Annotated in this window: 13 protein-coding genes and 1 pseudogene; 4 read left to right on the forward strand and 10 right to left on the reverse strand. The window is 59.4% G+C overall.

Going from position 1 to position 18,771, the window contains the following annotated elements:
- The gene (gene pepN, locus BST95_RS10190) at positions 1-2,655 is read left to right on the forward strand and encodes an aminopeptidase N (protein ID WP_084199217.1); all 2,655 of its coding nucleotides are present in this window, start codon (positions 1-3) and stop codon (positions 2,653-2,655) included.
- On the opposite strand, the gene BST95_RS10195 is transcribed toward pepN, so the two are convergent.
- From BST95_RS10195 to BST95_RS10220, 7 genes and pseudogenes are all read right to left on the reverse strand, one after another.
- A complete protein-coding gene (locus tag BST95_RS10195) occupies positions 2,648-4,327 on the reverse strand; it encodes a BatD family protein (protein WP_084199219.1) in 1,680 nt (559 codons plus the stop codon). The genes pepN and BST95_RS10195 overlap by 8 nt on opposite strands.
- Positions 4,311-6,116 (reverse strand): VWA domain-containing protein, encoded by a 1,806-nt coding sequence (locus tag BST95_RS10200; protein WP_229801644.1) that lies wholly within the window; start codon positions 6,114-6,116, stop codon positions 4,311-4,313. Before BST95_RS10200 ends, BST95_RS10195 begins: the two co-directional genes overlap by 17 nt.
- The gene (locus BST95_RS10205; RefSeq protein WP_084199221.1) at positions 6,113-7,141 is read right to left on the reverse strand and encodes a vWA domain-containing protein; all 1,029 of its coding nucleotides are present in this window, start codon (positions 7,139-7,141) and stop codon (positions 6,113-6,115) included. Before BST95_RS10205 ends, BST95_RS10200 begins: the two co-directional genes overlap by 4 nt.
- A complete protein-coding gene (locus BST95_RS10210) occupies positions 7,138-7,608 on the reverse strand; it encodes a DUF4381 domain-containing protein (RefSeq protein ID WP_084199223.1) in 471 nt (156 codons plus the stop codon). The genes BST95_RS10205 and BST95_RS10210 overlap by 4 nt, the downstream gene beginning before the upstream one ends.
- Positions 7,605-8,030 carry a DUF58 domain-containing protein gene (locus tag BST95_RS20505; RefSeq protein WP_477190177.1) on the reverse strand — a complete coding sequence of 142 codons (426 nt, stop codon included), beginning with the start codon at positions 8,028-8,030 and terminating at the stop codon, positions 7,605-7,607. Before BST95_RS20505 ends, BST95_RS10210 begins: the two co-directional genes overlap by 4 nt.
- On the reverse strand, positions 7,994-8,548 hold the full coding sequence (locus tag BST95_RS20510; protein ID WP_240500172.1) for a DUF58 domain-containing protein: 555 nt from the start codon (positions 8,546-8,548) through the stop codon (positions 7,994-7,996). Before BST95_RS20510 ends, BST95_RS20505 begins: the two co-directional genes overlap by 37 nt.
- Positions 8,545-9,503: pseudogene (locus tag BST95_RS10220) on the reverse strand (AAA family ATPase). The gene BST95_RS20510 and the pseudogene BST95_RS10220 overlap by 4 nt, the downstream one beginning before the upstream one ends.
- Positions 9,504-9,739: 236 nt before the next feature.
- On the opposite strand from BST95_RS10220, the gene BST95_RS10225 reads away from it, so the two are divergent.
- Complete coding sequence (locus tag BST95_RS10225) at positions 9,740-14,623, forward strand: NAD-glutamate dehydrogenase (protein ID WP_084199225.1); 4,884 nt, start codon at positions 9,740-9,742, stop codon at positions 14,621-14,623.
- 29 nt (positions 14,624-14,652) lie between these two features.
- Here BST95_RS10225 and rmf read toward each other — a convergent pair whose 3' ends face one another.
- Complete coding sequence (rmf, locus tag BST95_RS10230) at positions 14,653-14,856, reverse strand: ribosome modulation factor (protein ID WP_066052237.1); 204 nt, start codon at positions 14,854-14,856, stop codon at positions 14,653-14,655.
- 710 nt (positions 14,857-15,566) lie between these two features.
- Here rmf and BST95_RS10235 point away from each other — a divergent pair.
- Positions 15,567-15,959 carry a bactofilin family protein gene (locus tag BST95_RS10235; RefSeq protein ID WP_066052234.1) on the forward strand — a complete coding sequence of 131 codons (393 nt, stop codon included), beginning with the start codon at positions 15,567-15,569 and terminating at the stop codon, positions 15,957-15,959.
- 19 nt (positions 15,960-15,978) lie between these two features.
- A complete protein-coding gene (locus tag BST95_RS10240; RefSeq protein WP_084199227.1) occupies positions 15,979-16,551 on the forward strand; it encodes a hypothetical protein in 573 nt (190 codons plus the stop codon).
- On the opposite strand, the gene BST95_RS10245 is transcribed toward BST95_RS10240, so the two are convergent.
- The gene (locus BST95_RS10245; protein WP_084199229.1) at positions 16,548-17,042 is read right to left on the reverse strand and encodes a GNAT family N-acetyltransferase; all 495 of its coding nucleotides are present in this window, start codon (positions 17,040-17,042) and stop codon (positions 16,548-16,550) included. The two genes, BST95_RS10240 and BST95_RS10245, sit on opposite strands and share 4 nt — an antisense overlap.
- A 15-nt stretch (positions 17,043-17,057) precedes the next feature.
- Positions 17,058-18,725 (reverse strand): AMP-binding protein, encoded by a 1,668-nt coding sequence (locus BST95_RS10250; RefSeq protein WP_084199231.1) that lies wholly within the window; start codon positions 18,723-18,725, stop codon positions 17,058-17,060.
- Positions 18,726-18,771: the final 46 nt, after the last annotated feature.

Genomic DNA, 18,771 nt, shown 5'->3' on the forward strand with positions numbered 1-18,771 from the left:
ATGCGAGACGCTAATCCCGGAACGATTTACCTGAAGGATTATCAGGCCCCCAACTATCTGATCAACCGCACCGAGCTGCATTTCGTGCTCGGTGAGGAAGAGACGCTGGTCACGTCGCGCCTGCACCTGCTGCGCAATACTGAAAATGGTGATAGTTCAGAGCTTATCCTCGATGGCCAGGATCTGGAGCTGGTCGAGATCTACCTCGATGGTGACGTTCTCGATCCCAGCTGTTACGAAGTGGGTGAGGCAACCCTGTTATTGCGCGACCTGCCCGAGCAGTGTCTGCTGTCCTGTGTAACGCGCATCCGACCCCAGCTGAATACTTCGCTGGAAGGCCTGTACCGATCACAGACCATGTTCTGTACCCAGTGTGAGGCGGAAGGTTTTAGAAAGATCACCTATTACCTCGATCGCCCCGATGTAATGAGTGTGTTTACGGTCACCATTGACGCCGATGCGGACCGCTATCCGGTGCTTCTGTCCAATGGCAACCTGGAAGAGACCTCCTTGCTGGCGAACGGGCTAACGCGCGTGCTGTGGCACGATCCTTTCCCCAAGCCCAGCTATTTGTTCGCCCTGGTAGCGGGAGACCTCGAACACATCGAAGATAGCTTCACCACTTGCAGCGGACGTGAGGTGGCGCTGCGTATTTATGTAGAAGAGAAAGATATCGACAAGTGCGACCATGCCATGGATTCGCTCAAGCGTTCCATGCGCTGGGATGAGGAAGTGTTTGGCCGCGAGTACGACCTGGATATTTTCAATGTCGTGGCAGTCGATGATTTCAACATGGGGGCGATGGAAAACAAGAGCCTCAATATCTTCAACACTTCCTGTGTGTTGTGTGACCCCAATACCACGACCGACGTCGGTTACCAGCGCGTAGAGGCCATTGTCGCTCACGAGTACTTCCATAACTGGTCCGGCAACCGCGTTACCTGTCGGGACTGGTTCCAGCTCAGTCTCAAAGAAGGTTTCACCGTGTTTCGCGATGCGGAATTTTCCTCTGATATGGGGTCGCGCACGGTCAAGCGGGTTGAGGACGTTACCCTGCTGCGCAGTGCCCAGTTTGCCGAAGATGCAGGGCCAATGGCTCACCCTGTGCGCCCCGAATCGTACATAGAAATTAATAATTTCTACACTCTTACAGTGTATGAGAAAGGGGCCGAGGTGGTGCGCATGATTCACACCCTGCTCGGGCCACAAGCCTTCCGCGCGGGGTCAGATCTGTATTTTGCGCGTCATGACGGCCAGGCAGTGACCTGCGAAGACTTTGTGTTGGCCATGGAAGAAGCCAGTGGTGCGGACCTGGGCCAATTCCGTAACTGGTATTCCCAGGCCGGCACGCCGCGTTTGACGGTAACCGATGCCTGGAACAAGGAGGCCGGCAGCTATGCGCTCACGATCTCCCAGAGCTGCCCAGCAACGCCCGGCCAGGATGACAAGAAACCTTTTGTGATCCCGGTGGCGATGGGGCTGCTTGGCGACGCCGGCAACCTGCGTTTGCAGTTGCAAGGCGAGGCGCCTGATCCCGATACTGAGGACAACACCCACATGGTATTAATGGTCGACAAGCCGGAGCAGACGTTTGTGTTTGAGGGCTTGCCGGAAAAACCCGTACCCTCGCTGCTGCGCGGTTTCTCTGCGCCCGTTCGACTTGAGTTTGACTACAGCCGCAACGACCTCTGTCGTCTGATGAGCGGCGATGATGATGGCTTTGTTCGATGGGACAGTGCGCAATCCCTCGGCGTGAGCGTTATAACCGAAGTACAGGCGCAGTTGCTGGCCGGTGATGAGGCCCAGGTCGATCCGTTGTTCCTCGAGGCCTGTGGGGCGCTGTTACAGGATGACGCGCTGGATCCGGCCATGTTGGCGGAAATGTTGTCGCTGCCCAGCGAAAACTACCTAGCGGAATTAGCAGGTGAGGGAGCGGCTGACGTACAGGGTATTTACCGTGCCCGGACTGCGGTTCTGGCCGCCGTGGGTAGCCACTGCCGGGAGGCGCTCGAGCAGCGCTATGCTCAGCTGGCTGTCGAAGCGAAATACGCCGCCACCGGTGAGCAAATTGCGGCACGCAGCCTGCGGGCAGTCTGCCTGAACTATCTGGCCGCAGCAGGTGCTAGCGGGCTGGCACTGGCGAACGCGCAGTTTGCCGCTGCAGACAACATTACCGAACGTCTCGCAGCGCTTCGGGTGTTGAGCCAGTTTGGTAGCCGCAGTGACTGGGAAGCGCCCATGGCGAAGTTCTACGATGACTGGGGGCATGAGACTCTGGCGGTAAACCAGTGGTTGGCGGTGCAGGCGTCGATGCCCGACGACGGCGCTATTGCCCGGGTGCGTCACCTGATGGAGCACCCTGACTTTGATTTACGTAACCCGAATAAGGTGCGCTCACTGGTGGGAACCTTTGCCGGACAGAACCCGCTGAATTTCCACCGCGAAGATGGCAGCGGTTATCGTCTGCTGCGTCAGGTCGTGGCCGAGCTAAATAGCATCAATCCGCAGATTGCCTCGCGACTGCTGGCACCGCTGACCAAGTGGCGCTACTACCAGGGCCGGGCAGAGCAAATGCGCTCCGAACTGGAACTGCTCGCATCGATGGACGGCTTGTCAGCGGACGTCTTTGAAGTGGTGAGCAAGTCGCTCAAGTAGTGGCGCGACTTTCTGTGGGATAAAGAGGCGGCAGGGCGCGTGCCCTGGCGCCAATTTTTTTCCTGTCCTTGTGCAGTTGCTTGACGATAGTGGCAAGCTTGCTGCCGTCCCACGATTGAAGGTTGTCCTGATTGCGGTAGAGCAGGGCGTTCATTTCTTCTATTGCGCTACCCAGTTCGGGATGGCCGAAATAGTTCGATACCTGCTGCATGCTTTGCCCCGCCAGCGCTGGCTCCAGCGCCGCCGACCAGCGCAGCAGCCACTGCCTGGCGTCACTGGTACTGCCCGCGGCGCAGGCTGCCAAAAGGCTCTTGTAGCAGCGGGGCAGGGCGGGTGACTCCGGTGCCTCGTCTGTGCCCTCTAACTGTCCTCTGCGGCTGCGCCACCACAATCCTGCGGTGACTGCCCAACCCGTGCCCATAAAAACCGCCAGCCAAGGCCAGAGGATGTTCGCGGCAGCTACCATCGGTGTGGCAACGGTTGTGCTCGCTGGCGCGCCCGGGCCCGTCATGCTGCCACTGGTCACCTGGACTGCTGGCGCCACATCGATGGTTCTGGCGGGCAGCACGGCATAGCGGAGTTGTTCCGTTTCAATATCCCACCAGGGAATGCGAATTTCCGGCAGCGTGAACTGGCCTGGTCGGGTGGCTACCAGCGCGGCACTGTCGGTGCGCACACCGCGTTTGCCACTGGCAATTTCGCTGTCGGCGATATCCGGCTGATCCGGGAAGAATTTGATGCCTGCAACCGGCTCGATCGTTATCGGGGGTAGCTGAGCCCCTTGCATTCCCTCGGCCACCAGGCGCAGGCTGCGCGTAACAGAACCGCCTTCGGTCAACTGCTGCGGATCGCTTGACCACTGCTCCTCGATGCTGACATCCCGGGCTGGCAACCAGGTTGCGCCTGCAGGGTAGCTGGCGGGACGCGGCAGAACCTGGACTTCGATTGCCGGCGTTTGCAGGCGTACCAGGCGGCCGCGCAGACGGCTTCCCTCGCGGGCGCTGAAAGACTGTGCGGGTATCGACAGGGTGCCGCTTTGTTCAGGGAATACAGCGTAACGTACCTCGTGCACCAGCCACGGGCGACCGCCGACATTGCGCTGGAAGCTGCGTTGTTCCAGGGGGAGTACGAATGCATCGTCGAGTTGCAGTTCGCTGATGCTGCGCTGCTGCAAGTTAACCGCCTGTTGCAAGCGCAGTGTCAGCAGCAGCTGCCCCTGTACGTAAACGGACTCACGATCCAGCTCTGCCTCAAACAATACGGTTTCTGCGCCGGGGTCTATATCGACGGGCTCACCCACTTCCACCACCAGCGGTGCGCTGGAACTGGCGCCGCTTTGCAGCGCCGGTATGCTCAGTGTGCCGGTGCGCTTGGGCGTAATGTTGAGTATGAGCTGGCGCTGGTGATTGCGCTGGCCATTGATAACCTGGGTGCTGCTGCGAGTGGATTGATTGAGAATTTCGAAATCCTGAATAATCAGGCCCGTATTGATGTCGCCGAGATCTTCGTCGTCCTCAGTCACAGTTACCGTCAGATTCAGGGTGTCGCCGAGCGCTACTCGGTAGCGGTCGAGAGTTGCCTCTACCTTGGCCAGTGTGACCTGGCTGATGAGCAGCCCAAGCAGCCCAAGCAGCCCAAGCAGGGCAATCGCCAGTTTACCAGTAGGTTTCATCTTTAGTGCCTTGTCCCTGTTGTTGTCGCTGACGGCTCTCGTACCTGAATTTCTCGCGCAGAAGGCCCGACGGATCGTCGGGCACGCGGCGCAACCATTGTTCCATGGCCTGATCGCGCTCCAGGTCGTCGTCGGTGGCCGCTTGTTGGGCCATGTTCATTAGTTCGTCGCCCGGAGATTGCTGGGTCGGATCCTGGGGATTGCCCTGGTCTTCGCGGCCCTGTTGCTGATCCTCCTGCTCACTGGCATCAGTGGACTCCTGAGAGTCCTCGTTGGCGTCCTGTTCACCCGGCTCGCTGGCGTCGTCTGACGGTGACTGTTCGCCTTGCGAATCGCCGGGTTCTTGCTGATCCTCAGGCGGTGATTGCTCAGGCTGCTGGCCACTACCTTCGTCGCCCTGATCCTCGGAAGACTGCTGCTGTTGTTGTTCCTGTTGTTGCTGCAGATTTTCCACCAGCTCGAGGTTCTGCTGTGCGTCTTCTGCGTCGGGGTCGCGACGCAGGGATTCTCGGTAGGCTGCCGCCGCCTCGTCCAGTTGTCCGGCCCGGGCGAGAGCATTGCCCCGGTTGTACCAGGCGTCAGCGGTGTCATTGCTTGCAAAGTCCTGCGCGGCCCGTTCGTAGTCGCCCCCGCGATAGGCCGCGGTGCCTGCCCAATCACGATTTTTGAACAGGGTCGCCGCGGTCTCTGGGTCGTCCTGCTGCAGCGCACGCTGGCCCTGCTGATCACGGGTTAGCCATAAGTCATCCCAGAGGCTGGCGTGGGCTTGCTCGGCCGCGGGCATGAATATGAGGGGTGTCAGACCCATTAGCCAGCCACGACGAAACATGAGCAGCGCCGGTATTAGCAGTAACACCACCAGCCAGTACCCCTGGTCTTCCCAGGTATCCGCCGTGCGCTCAAGCTCGGTGGTGCGAGTGCCCAGCGTTAGCTCATCCTCCGCCAGCAGGTAGTCCAGATCGCTGTCGTCAATCTGCATGCGCATGTAGCGCCCGCCCGCATCGCTGGCTGCGCCGCGCAGATTTCGCTCCTCCAGCCCTGGCATTACAATGCCGCCCTGCGGGTCTTTCAGAAATCCGCCTCGGGGCAAGGGGAGCGGAGCGCCCGTCGGGGTCCCGACGCCCATGATGGCCAGGGTGGCGGTGCTGCCATTCAGGCTGTCCTGCAGTGCGCGCAGGTCGCGGTCGCCGATGCCGTCCGTTACCAGGAGAATGCTGCCGTCACGAATGCCGGCCGACCGTAGTAGCAATACAGCCTCGGCCACCGCCGAGGCAGGATCACTGCCCGGCACGGGCATGATGGTTGGGTGTAGCGCAGGCAGCAGATTGGCGATAGTCGGTGTGTCATCCGTCAGCGGCGTAACAATGTGGGCATCACCGGCATAGGCAATCAACCCGGTTTGACCCTCGTTACGACGCGCCAGCAGGTCGAGTAGCTTTTGGCGGGTGCGGTCTATTCTTGAGGGCTCAAGATCCGCCGCGACCATGGAGTAACTCAAATCCAGAACCACCACCAGTGCGTCTTCAGTCTGGTGTATAGGTTGCGGGATTTGCTGCCAGCTTGGCCCGGCCGTAGCGAACGTCGCCAACAACCAGATGATCAAGATAGCGGGTGCGACATTACGCCTAGCGCGGTTGCGATCTCCGTCCAGCAGCGGTGCCAGTAGCTCGGGCGCAATCACGCTCTCCCAGTTGCCCGCACTGCGGGCCCGGTGCCAAAGCGCAGCAGCCAGGAGTAGCGCGGGTAACGCTGCCCACAGCCATTCAGGACGCAGGAGGTGAAAACTCACGATGTTTCCTCCAAGCGCCCGAAACGCCAGGGCTTCATACCTCTCAGCCTGCCGAGCGCGATGGCGAAACTCATGATGAGCGCTGCGCCCAGGGGCAGATACCCGAGTGCCTTGCGGGGTCGATAATTGGCTTTTTCTACTTCGATGGGCTCCAGGTCGTCCACCACCGCATAGATGCTGGCGAGGTCCGCAGGATTACGTGCCCGGAAGTATCGCCCGCCAGTGAGTTGTGCGATTTCATTCAAGGTTGCTTCATCCAGGCCCCGCGAAGGATTTACCTGACGCGAGCCAAAGCTGGAGCCAAACAGGCCGGGTACGGTCATCTTGTCGGCGCCGATGCCAATGGTGTAGATCCTGATGCCCAGGTCAGCTGCCAGCCGGGCGGCCTGTAAGGGCTGTACTGAGCTGGCAGTGTCCTCGCCGTCGCTCAGCAGAATAAGCACCCGGTTTTCGGCGGGGCGCTCGCGCAATCGTTTCACTGCGAGGCCGATGGCATCGCCAATGGCGGTTTCCTGACCTGCGAAGCCGATGCGAGCATCGAGCAGGAACTGCCGCACCGTGGCACCATCGAAACTGAGAGGCGATTGCACATAGGCATTGCTGCCGAACAGAATCAGCCCGAGCCGGTCGCCGCGCCGCTGGTCGATAAAGTCCGCACCGAGCTGGCGCACCGCTTCCCAGCGGGAAACGCGGTTGCCATTGACTTCCATATCGTCCGTTTCCATTGAGCCAGAGATGTCTACCGCCATCATCAGGTCGCGGCCGCTGTTGGGCAATTCAATGGCTTCGCCTATCCACATCGGGCGGGCCGCGGCGGTCACTAGCAGCAGCCATATCAGCCATATCAGTAATAAGCCGGGGAATGTACTGCGTCGTTGCTGGCTGTCGCTGCTCAGAACTTCCCAGCTCTGAAAGAAGGGAGCTCGCAGCGCTGGCTCCTGGCTGTTGGCCGGCGGCAGTAATCGGCGCGCCAACAGCGGCAGCGGCGCGAGCAGCAGCATCCACGGCCACAGTAACTCGATCACGCCGTGACCTCGTGCTGGGTAATCCACTCACGGGCTTGGGTAAGCAAGGTTTCGATCGGCATATGATCGGCACGAGGTCGATAGTGAAGATCGGCGAACACGGGTTCGAACACGCCAGCGCCACTGTCTTGCAGGAAGTCGACCCAGTCCTGACCGCTGAGTGCGGCAATGTTGCGCTGCGGAAAGGCCTCAAGCGCGACCCTTTTAAGCAGGCTGTTGATGGCAGCACTGCAGGCAATGGGGTCGCGGTTCTGCTGATAGCGTTCCTCTATGCGTGTGAGGACTTCGAGTCCTTGCCGGCGGTAACGATTGCGTTGGTAGCGGCGTAGCAACCAGATGGCCCCAGCTGTAATACCGGCGAGTACTGTGATCGCGAGCAGCCACCAGCCAGGGGCGGGCGGCCAGGCGCCGATGGCCTCAGGTGCTCGCAGTGGCGCGAGTGCCGCCAGGGGATCGGCTGGGTTCACGGCCTGGCCTCGCCGAAGTAGGTTTGCAGTAGATTAAACGGTGACTCGTCAGTAGTTGCCCGGAGCAGCGGTATGCCCAGTCGCTGCATGATGGTGTCGAGCGCCTCTTGCCGTTGTCGGTAGGATTCGCGATACGCCTCGCGTAATCCCTGGTGGGCGGTATTCAGTTCACTGCGCAGTTCACCGTCGGTTACCGCATAGCGACCGCCACGGGGCAGGTTCATCTCGAGCGAGTCAGCACAGGTAATGGCCGAGATCTGGGTATGTTGGGCGAGCTGAAAGAGGTGATCGCAGGCCATGTCATCTTCGATGCCCTGGAAGTCGCTGATCAGAAACACGTTGCTGCCCGGTCGCGTGACGCGCCGCAGGTTGGCCAGTGTGTCACTCAGGGTGGCGCCGCCTTCCCCGGGGGGGCAGGCAATGCCGCATTATACTTGCAGATTTCCGAGAGTAGTGCGAGTGCCGTGCGCCGACTGCGGCGGGGCTTGATTTCGCGGTGCTCACGCCGGTTGAATACCAGTCCTCCGATTTTGTCACCGCCTTCAAGTGCCGACCAGGTGAGGAGTGCGGCGAGGTGGGCGGCGAGCACGGATTTAAAACAGTAGCGAGAGCCGAAGAACATCCCCTGACGTTGATCGACCAGCAACATCACGGGGCGCTCACGCTCTTCGCGAAACAGCTTGGTATGGGCTGCGCCGGTGCGCGCGGTCACCCGCCAGTCGATGCTGCGAATATCGTCGCCTGCCTGGTAGCGGCGCACTTCTTCGAAATCAATTCCGCGACCCCGAAAGTTGGACTTGTTGGCGCCGGCGAGGGCGCTGAGCGCCCGGTTGCGATGCAGCAGCTGCAGTTTGCGTGCCGGGAATCGCTGTGCAATCAATTGCTCAAGCTGGACGTAACTGCCCCTGGCGCGGCCGGTGATGTCACTCAATTGAGTCAAACGACGGGTACCAGTTGCAACAGTTCGCGAATGACCTGGTCCGGAGTGACGCCATTGGCTTCGGCTTCAAAGCTGAGGAGTAGCCGGTGGCGCAGTACGTCCCCGGCTATCGCCTGGACGTCGTCGGGGCTGACGTAGTCTCGTCCTGCGAGCCAGGCGTGGGCGCGGGCACAGCGGTCCAGTGCAATCGTCGCCCGGGGCTGCCGCCATAGGCAATCCAGGCAGCGAGTTCGGCGCTGTAGTTCTCCGGGTGCCGGCTGGCGACCACCAGCTGCACAATATATTCCTCTACAGACTCGGCCATATGTAGCGCCAGGACTTCGTCCCGGGCGGCAAAGATGCTCTGCTGCGAAAGTTCTGCCGGCAGTGCCGCTGTAGTCTGCTGGTGTGCCTCACTGCGGGTAAGGCGCAAAATATCCAGTTCTGCCTCGGCGCTGGGGTAGTCCACGTTGACGTGCAGCAGGAACCGGTCCAGTTGGGCTTCGGGCAGCGGGTAGGTACCCTCCTGCTCGATGGGGTTCTGGGTGGCCATCACCAAAAACAGCGGGGGGAGATCGTAGGTTTGCGACCCCACGCTCACCTGGCGTTCGGCCATGGCTTCCAGCAGCGCTGACTGGACTTTGGCTGGCGCGCGATTGATCTCGTCAGCCAGTACCAGATGGTGGAAAATCGGCCCTCGCTGGAAATGGAACGAGCCCTCCTGGGGGCGGTATATCTCGGTGCCAGTGACGTCGCCGGGCAGTAGGTCCGGCGTAAACTGAATGCGCTGGAAGTCCCCTTCCAGGCCATCGGCGAGGCTTTTTACCGCGCGGGTCTTGGCCAGGCCGGGCGCACCCTCCACCAGCAGGTGGCCGTCTGCCAGCAAGGCGATGATGAGGCGTTCTACCAGATGTTGCTGGCCAATGATCTGGCTGCTCAGCCAGTCCTGAAGAGATCGTAAATCAGCGCTAGCCACGCTCGCTCCTGTTTTCCGGGTGTGTCGTTTTCGGGGTGCCGGACCGCGGTAGCGGTACCGGGGAGGCAGGCATTGTAGCGCATCGAACCGCGGGTTCCATCCCGTGTCTAAAGTGTGACTTTTCACCGTACTAAAGGTTCCATGAGAGCGGTCACTTTTCTCTCAACTGGTCTAGACTTCCGTTTATAGAAGCCCACCGCTCGGGGCTCGCCCACTACCATGGAAATACAATATCAATGACCTGGGAAAATCATAAAAAGGCTCTGCTGGAGAGCCTGGAACGCCGCATCGACGATCGTGCCGAAAGCGCCGACAAAGCCTCGCTAAAGCATCTGTCATCCGCATTGCTGCGTCGGCTCTCAGCCGAAGACCTGCACGGCACTGCAGTAGAGAACCTGTACGGTTGCACGTACCAATTGCTGGAGATATTCCGTCACTGGGATGGCGAGGTCCCCAAAGTGGAGTTCTTTAACCCGCAGCTGCATCGAGATGGCTGGGAGAGTCCTAATACTATTCTCGCTATTCTCTGCCCGGGCATCCCTTTTGTGACCGCATCAGTGCGCGGCGAGCTGAACCGCCGCAATCTTCCCATTCATATTGTGGCCAGCACCAATGTTGTTGTTGAGCGGGATGCTAATGGTGAGCTGCAGGAAATACTCGGCTATATGCCCGAGACCCCGGAGGGGGCAAGTAGCGAAGCGATTATCTACTTTGAACTGGGACGCCGCTCTGATCCTTCAGACATGAGTGAACTGCGCCAGACCCTGTTGGATATTCTCGGGGAAGTCATGGTGGTGGTTACAGATTTTCCGGCTATGAACGATCAGCTTGAATCTGTCGTAGAGGACATTTCGTGCAGTGACTGCGTAGAGGCGCCATATCGCGATGAGGCCACGGCTTTCCTGGTCTGGTTGCGCGAACAGCATATGACCATGCTGGGATATGAATATCTTGAAGTGACCTACAAGGGCAGTACTCCTAACATCAGTGTGGCAGCCGACCGCAGCCTGGGTTTGTTGCGGCACCGCGGTACGCGCGGGGTCGCCGACCTGCAGGCCGACCTGGCGTCGATGAGCCTGGACGAACTGCAACACCGTCAACTGAGCTTTTCAAAATCGCGCAATCGTTCGCGGGTGCATCGCCTGACTTACCCTGATTATGTTGAAGCGCGGGTCTTCGACGAACAGGGGCGTGTCATTGGTCAGCACCGATTTATCGGCCTGTACACCTCATCGGTGTACACCACGCACCCCAAGTTCATTCCGATACTGCGACGCAAAGTCGCCGCCATTATGGATATGTCGCATTTGGATTGGGCCGAGCATGAGACTCGGGAGCTGTCCAGGGTCCTGGAGATGTATCCCCGGGACGAATTGTTCCAGTCAAACATTGCTGATCTCAATGTCGTGGTCAATGCGATTAACCGCATTCAGGAGCGCCGTCAGACTCGCCTGTTTGTGCGTCGCGACGCACATTGCAAGTTTGTCAGTTGCATCGTATTTGTGCCCAGGGATCGATACACCACGGAATTGCGTGAGCAGATCGGGGAGATTCTCACGCGCGCTTACGACGCCGAGGAGTCAGAGTTTACAACCCAGTTCTCCGAGTCGATTCTGGTTCGCAGTCACTTCGTACTGCGCGTCGACCCGGCCAACCCGATCGATTGCGATCCGGCTGAGTTAGAGGAAGAGCTCGTGCAAGCCACGCTCGCCTGGGAAGACCGTTTGCGCAACCGGCTCGTCGAAGAGTTTGGCGAAGAGCTGGGTAATGCGCACGCCAACGAACTGGGTGGTGGCTTTCCACCTGGATATCGCGACGACTTTGATCCGCGCATGGCGGTGGCTGATATACGCAAAATTCTGCCCCTGGCGGCGGGTAAGTCCCTGGAGCTGTCGCTGTATCGCCTGGCAGAAGATAGTGTCACCACGCTGCGGCTAAGGCTTTACCATCGCGGTCAGAGCCTGCCTCTGTCCGACGTACTGCCGATTCTGGAAAACCTGGGATTACGGGTGACCAGCGAACGTCCCTATGAAATTCGCAGCCGCGATGGTGAACGATTCTGGGTGCAGGAATTTACCGTTCACTACAGCCTGTCGCAGGACTTCGACCTGGATGACATCAAGGAGGAATTCGAGGACGCTTTTGCGCGTATCTGGTTTGGTGAGGCCGAGAGTGATTCGTTTAACCGTTTGCTCATCGGCACTCGATTGAGCTGGCGCGAAATCGCGATGTTGCGCGCCTACGCCCGCTACCTGCGTCAGCTGCAGTTTCCGTTCAGCGTCGAATACATCGCCGAGACCATGGCCAGTCATCTGCATATTACGGCGCGCATAGTCGAGATGTTCTTGACCCGATTCTCGCCGGTGTTCGATGGCGATGAAGACTGGCGAGCAGAGCGTGAAATGAGTGTGGAGCAGCGCATCCTGGAGATGCTCGACGAGGTGCAGAACCTTGGCCAGGATCGCATCATCCGCCAGTACCTCAAGGTCATCAAGGCCACCCTGCGGACCAACTTTTTCCAGCAGGAGGGCGATGGCAGCCTCAAGCCCTACATGTCATTCAAGCTGAGCCCGGCAGCGATTCCCGACGTGCCGCAGCCCATACCGATGTTCGAAATATACGTGTATTCGCCCCGGGTTGAGGGCGTGCACTTGCGCGGTGGCCGGGTGGCTCGCGGCGGACTGCGCTGGTCGGATCGACAGGAAGATTTTCGCACCGAGGTGCTGGGGCTGGTGAAGGCACAGCAGGTCAAGAATGCCGTTATTGTGCCTGTGGGCGCCAAGGGCGGCTTTGTGGCGCGTCAACTCAATGGCGCTATGAGTCGTGAGGAGGTGCAGGAAGAGGGCATCGCCTGTTACCGCATGTTTATCCGCGGCCTGCTGGATCTCACTGACAATCGCGGTGACATCCATGTGATTCGCCCGCCACATGTGGTGGCCAAGGATGAGGACGATCCCTATCTGGTGGTTGCTGCAGACAAGGGTACGGCGACGTTTTCTGATATTGCCAACCAGATTTCAGCTGACTACGACTTCTGGCTGGGGGATGCCTTTGCCTCCGGCGGCAGTGTTGGCTACGACCACAAGAAAATGGGTATTACGGCACGCGGTGCCTGGGTTTCTGTGCAGCGCCACTTCCGGGAGATGGGTGTCGATGTGCAGAGCACAGATTTCACCGTTGTCGGTGTCGGAGACATGGCGGGGGATGTGTTCGGCAATGGGATGTTGCTGTCTGAGCATATCAAGCTGGTCGCGGCCTTTAACCACATGCATATCTTTATCGATCCGAACCCGGATCCGGCGAGCAGTTACGCTGAACGCAAACGCCTGTTTGAGCAGCCGCGTTCGGCCTGGTCTGACTATGACACAACGCTGATCTCTGAGGGCGGGGGCGTATTTTTGCGCTCGGCTAAGTCGATTGCGATTTCAGCGCAGATGCGTGAGCTGTTCGATATATCTGACAAACAGCTGACGCCCAACGAACTGATCGGCTATTTACTACGGGCGCCGGTCGATCTGCTGTGGAACGGTGGTATTGGCACATACGTCAAAGCCAGCAGCGAAGCGCACGTCGATGTGGGTGACAAGGCTAATGACGGTGTTCGCGTTAACGGCGACGAACTGCGCTGCCGGGTTGTGGGCGAAGGCGGAAACCTGGGTATGACGCAGCTGGGTCGGGTGGAATATGGCCTGTCCGGCGGTCGCTCCAACACGGACTTCATCGACAACGCCGGCGGTGTCGATTGCTCTGACCACGAAGTGAATATCAAGATTCTACTCAATGCCATTGTCGCCAGGGGAGATCTCACTGAAAAACAGCGCAATGCTTTACTGGAGAAAATGACCGACGATGTCGCCGATCTGGTGCTGCACAATAACTACCGTCAGGTGCAATCGATTTCGCTGGCGGAAATGCAGGCCGGCGAACGCTTTGAGGAATACCTGCGCTTCATGGAGACAATGGAGGAGATGGGCCGCCTGGACCGGGCGCTGGAGTTCCTCCCAAGCGCTGAAGATATGCTGGAGCGTCGCAGTCGCGGCCAGCCGCTGACGCGCCCCGAGCTGTCTGTGCTCATCTCTTATAGCAAAGGCGTGCTCAAGGAAGAACTCATTGCCTCCGATCTGGGCCGCGATCCTTACCTCGCCAATGCCGTGGTGACCGCGTTTCCCGCGCAGTTGGTAGAGGCCTATCCGGAAGATATCCGCACTCACCGGCTGCATCGCGAAATTATGTGCACCCAGGTAGCGAACGACATTGTCAATCGCATGGGGCTCAACTTCATTCTGCGTTTGCGCAAGGCAACGGGCGCTTCCATTGCCGACGTGGCACGGGCCTATACCACCGTCATGGAGGTATTTAACCTGCGTGAATTGTGGGACCAGATCGAAGCCATGGATCACGAGGTGTCTGCCGAGGTGCAGCAGGACATGATGTTGCGCCTGATTCGCCTGGTGAAACGTGCCAGCCGCTGGTTGCTGCGCAATCGCCGCCACGACCTGGCCCCGACTCCGCTAATTGCCGAATTCCGTCCTGGCCTTGCCGAGCTGCGCGAGACTTTCCGCGACCTGTTGCGTGGTCGAGTACTGGAGCAGTACGAGGAGATTGCCGAGCATTATCTGGGTGAGGGCGTGGATGAAACGGTGGCGCACCGGGTAGCCGGCAATCACCTGGCCTACACCGCACTGGGGATTATCCAGGCGGCCAAGGAAAGTGGGGCGCCGCTGACCGATGTGGCCAGCCTCTACTACGCCATGGGTGATCAGCTGGAACTGGATTGGTTCGGCAACCAGATTCTCGGGGCTAAGGTGACCAATGAGTGGCAGGCGCTAGCGAGGGATACGTATCTTGAGGACCTTGAGTGGCAACAGCGTACTCTGGCAGTTGGCGCGCTGCACCACCTTCCCGAAGACCGCAACCTACTGACCTGTTTATCAGACTGGGCCAAGCAGGAACAGGTGTTACTGTCGCGTTGGCAAGAGATGCTTGCAGAACTTCACGCCACGGAAGTTCCGGACTTCGCCATGTTTGCGGTGGCTAACCGGGAGCTGCTGGATCTTGCCCAGAGCAGTGTACGCGCTGCGACGCCGGACTGTGGGGACAGTCCGGCATCGGAGGAGTAGGGGAGTATTGGAGCGCGGGGTTCGAGAGGTCAGAGCGTCCTGATTTTGTGAACCCCGGACACGCCGGTCAGGCCGTCCCATTGGTCAGAGCGGCCTTCGCGCCATCCGGAAATCCAGTTCTGGCGGTGTTCGTCGTCTGAGTGGGGGCAGAGCTCCTGGCTACGGCCAGATAGGCCGGCCTGATAGCCTTTGTCGAACGCCCGGGAATTCATGTCACGCTTCTGTCTTCTCATAGAGAAAGCCTCCGAATTTATTGGCGGAGCTACCGATTATGACGCGGGGAGCTGGCCCCTCGCGCACCGTGGTCGGCGCTCGTTTACTGGTCTGTTTGCTGGTATTTGACTTGGTATTACGAAGCAATTCAGCGGAGGTGCCCGCAGGCACAACCGCTATCAAACCAGAGCTGGTCGGGCTCGGCCACTAATGATTTGTTCTTTGGGTTTCTGGTTTTTATAACGGTTTGGATTGATCGGATCGAATTTGCTGGTCTTTCAATTACTTAGCTGGGCTGGCGTTTCTCGATGTTGGTTCTATGTCATCAATATGTTCAAGAGTGAGGGTGTTGGGGGCACTCGGGGGGTGGTTCAGATGCCGCAGGCTGCTCGGCGGGACCGCCAAAAGGCGTCGTTCTTGACAGGCTTGGGCTGCGGCATCCTGCCTTCGCACATCCCGCCGAGCAACCTGCGGCATCTGAACCTTGTACCGACGGGGAGGGAAGTTTCAGGTGAGCAGCCACCGAAAAGTCGACTTTCCTGGGCTTAACCACATGACGTAGACGTGGAGTGGGGGTAGGATGATTCGTCTAGGCAAATCGAAGGTGTGAATCGATGTTTGAGCGAAATAAGAATAAGCCCGGGGCTGCACCAGCGCCCGAGCGTCCCCAGAGCAGCGCGCCCATCGCCGCTGCCCCGAGTGCCCCCCGACCCCCTCCAGGAGTGAAGCCATGATCGGACAGAGTATTGTTATCAAAGGAACTGTGACTGGCGACGAGGACCTGGTTATTCAGGGCAAGGTTGAGGGCACCGTAGAGCTGGGCCAGCACGAGGTCTCGGTGGGCCAGAGCGGCCAGGTCAATGCGGATATTACCGCCAAGACGGTGCGTATCGATGGCGAGGTAGCCGGCGATATCAAGGGCCATGAGAAGGTCATCATCTCCAAGTCGGGTAATGTACGCGGCAATATTGTCGCCCCCAGGGTCACCCTGGAAGACGGCGCCAAGTTCAAGGGCAGTATCGATATGGACCCGGGCGACGAGAGCGCCAAGGTATCACTGGCCCCCAAAGCTGAGCCAAAGAGCGATGACATCGCGCCGGGGTTTGATCTAAAGAGTGGCTGATACCTGACTGGAAGTACCCATGTCTGCGCAGCAAAGCGCCAAACTGCTGCCGGCTCTGTTTGAAAATATCGATCCCGAGCATCGTTTCGAGGTGCTCAATATCGGGCCCGCACTGCCGGAGACGGTCGCGTTTTTCTCGGACTACCGCTGCAAACTGCATTTTGTCGATCCCTTTTCGGCGCTGCCACTGGTGGCCGATCCGGAAGGGGATGTATCGCTTGCGCAACGCGTGGATAAGGCGATGGAAGGCCTGGCGGCAGATGCGCGTATTGATCTGTGCCTGTTCTGGGACTTGTTTAACTACCTGCAACCCGAAGCACTGCGGTTGATTGATGAGCGTCTGCGGCCCTTTCTGGCGCCGGGATGCCACGGGCACGGTTTCAGTGTTCACAATACGCGGGCGCCGCAGCAAGATGTGACCTTCAGCATTGAGCGCCCCGACGCTTTGCGGCTGCGGCCGCGGCCCGGGCGTCTGGCGGGTTACGCGCCGCTGGCGCAGAGTAAGCTCAAGGAAACGTTGCAGGGCTTCGATATTCGCCGCACGGTGTTGCTGGCGGACAGCCGCCTGGAAATGCTGCTGGCGGCGCGCTAGATCGCTTCGACTTCGGTGTTGTAGAGGGTAAAACCCCGAGCCTGGTAGTTGGCCAGCGCTGATGGGTGATCCTGAGAGCAGGTATGTACCCACACACGAGAGGGGGTATCCCATGCCCATGCCTGGCGGATGGCCTGGCTGAGCAGGTAGCCGCCGAACCCGCGACCGATAAAACTGGGCGCCAGACCGAAGTACATGATTTCCACGTCCTCACCCTGCTTTTCCAGTTCAAAATAACCCGCCGGCGAGCCGTCGCAGCTGGCGAGCCAGGTGCGCAACTCGGGGCGTTCAACATAGCTGCGCCACTGCTGCTCAGTCCAGCTGAGCTTGTCTTGCCACTCCCAGGAGGCGCCTACAAACTCGTATAGGAATCGGTTCAGGGGCCATTGATTCACCTGACACTCAGCCAGGGTGAGGCCGCGGCTCTCATCCCGGGGCTGTAACTGGTGCGCGGAGGTCATCTCCAGGTACCAGGTGGTCAGTTCTGCCATCGCGGTGTTGCTCGGCTAGTCCTGCCAGACCACTTTCTGGCCGCTGGCATACCAGCGGTCCAGATAGGGCTCATAGGCCTCTTCGATCACATTGCGTTTGATCTTGAGGGTCGGGGTCAGGAAGTCGTTTTCCACCTGCCAGGGCTCACGCACCACGGCCAGGAACTGCAGTGCTTCGTAATTCTCGACCTGGGCGTTAACGTCGGCCATGAGTTTCTCGAAGTGGGCAGACGCTTTGGTGCGGAACGCGGGATCATCGTAATCGTCGCGCAGGCCCTCAGCCAGCTGCAGGGTGGCGTAGCAGGCGGGGCGACCCGGGCCGGATACACAGGACTGCTCCACCCAGCCGTCGGCGCTGAGCAGGTTTTCCAGAGGTACCGGGGCGACGTACTTGCCCTTGCTGGTTTTGAAAAGCTCTTTGACCCGCCCGGTAATGCACAACAGGCCACCGTCGTACACACCGCGGTCGCCTGTTTTGAAGTATCCGTCCTCGGTCATGACCTCTGCGGTCAGTTCGGGAGCCTTGTAGTAACCCATCATCAGGCCCGGTGACTTGACTTCGATTTCACCGACATCGGAAATACGGGCATCGACGCCCACCGCAGGGTGACCCACCGTGCCGGGGGCGCGCATGCCTTCCGTCGACATGTGTGAGTAGGCGAAATCCTCTGTCATGCCGTAGCCTTCCATGATCTTCAGGCCGAGCTTGTCATACCACCGGATCAGGTCGGGTGGGATGGGTGCTGAACCACTGGCTGCCATACGCACACTGCCCAGGCCGAGGCCGTCGAGCACTTTTTTGCGAATGATGTTTTTCACCACGGGAATTTTCAGCAGCAGATTCAGTTTTTCTTCCGGGAATTTCTGGAATACCCCGGACTGGAACTTGAGCCATAGCCGGGGCACGCTGATAAACAGGGTGGGGCGGGCGCGGCGCAGATCCGCCAGGAAGGTGTCGAGCTCCTCGGCAAAGAAAATATGTACACCCTGGTAGATCGAACCGGCCTCTACCAGCGCGCGCTCCATAACGTGGGCCAATGGCAGGTAGGAAATAATCCGGTCGCTCTCATTGATCTCCAGTACATCACCCTGCAGCGATGCGGGCGCAGAGATGGACTGGAACGAATGGGCGACGCCCTTGGGCCGCCCGGTGCTGCCTGAGGTGTAACAGATCAACGCGCGCTGTTCAGCGGGCCATACCGGCACCTCGTCAATGGGGGCCTGTTTGGCAATAATGTCGTCCCACTTGGGGTAGTCATTGGCGGGCGCCAGGGGCAGGGCGATACGGGGCATGTCGGCAGGTACGCCGGGCTCCATCGCTTCCCAGCCATCCAGCTTGCCCACGAAAATCAGCTTGGCCTCGGAGTGGTCGAGAATATAGTTCACGGTCTCGGCGTTGAGCGTAGGGTACAGCGCGACGGTGCAGTGTCCCGCCATCCAGATGGCCAGCTCGGCAATAATGAAGTGAGCGCAGTTCTTGGAGATCATGGCGATGTTGCTGTTCGCCGGCAGATCCAGACTGTTGATGTGGGCGGCCATGCGGCGCGCCTCGTCCATGGTTTGGGCCCAGGTGTAGTCCACTGCCTCACCGTTGATGGGCTGGGTCATGAATACGCGATCGGGGTGACGTTGCTCGCGGTTTACCGCCGCCTGCAAGACAAGGGCGTCTAATTGCTGGGTCATTTTTGGAATCCTTCTCAGTGGAGGGAGCTTAATACCTTAAACCACG

Source organism: Halioglobus japonicus (assembly GCF_001983995.1).
Taxonomy (GTDB): domain Bacteria; phylum Pseudomonadota; class Gammaproteobacteria; order Pseudomonadales; family Halieaceae; genus Halioglobus; species Halioglobus japonicus.

Coding starts and splice junctions, on each gene's coding strand:
- pepN (WP_084199217.1), top strand. CDS start 1: ATGCGAGACGCTAATCCCGGAACGATTTACCTGAAGGATTATCAGGCC.
- BST95_RS10195 (WP_084199219.1), bottom strand. CDS start 4,327: ATGAAACCTACTGGTAAACTGGCGATTGCCCTGCTTGGGCTGCTTGGG.
- BST95_RS10225 (WP_084199225.1), top strand. CDS start 9,740: ATGACCTGGGAAAATCATAAAAAGGCTCTGCTGGAGAGCCTGGAACGC.
- rmf (WP_066052237.1), bottom strand. CDS start 14,856: ATGAGAAGACAGAAGCGTGACATGAATTCCCGGGCGTTCGACAAAGGC.
- BST95_RS10235 (WP_066052234.1), top strand. CDS start 15,567: ATGATCGGACAGAGTATTGTTATCAAAGGAACTGTGACTGGCGACGAG.
- BST95_RS10240 (WP_084199227.1), top strand. CDS start 15,979: ATGTCTGCGCAGCAAAGCGCCAAACTGCTGCCGGCTCTGTTTGAAAAT.
- BST95_RS10245 (WP_084199229.1), bottom strand. CDS start 17,042: ATGGCAGAACTGACCACCTGGTACCTGGAGATGACCTCCGCGCACCAG.
- BST95_RS10250 (WP_084199231.1), bottom strand. CDS start 18,725: ATGACCCAGCAATTAGACGCCCTTGTCTTGCAGGCGGCGGTAAACCGC.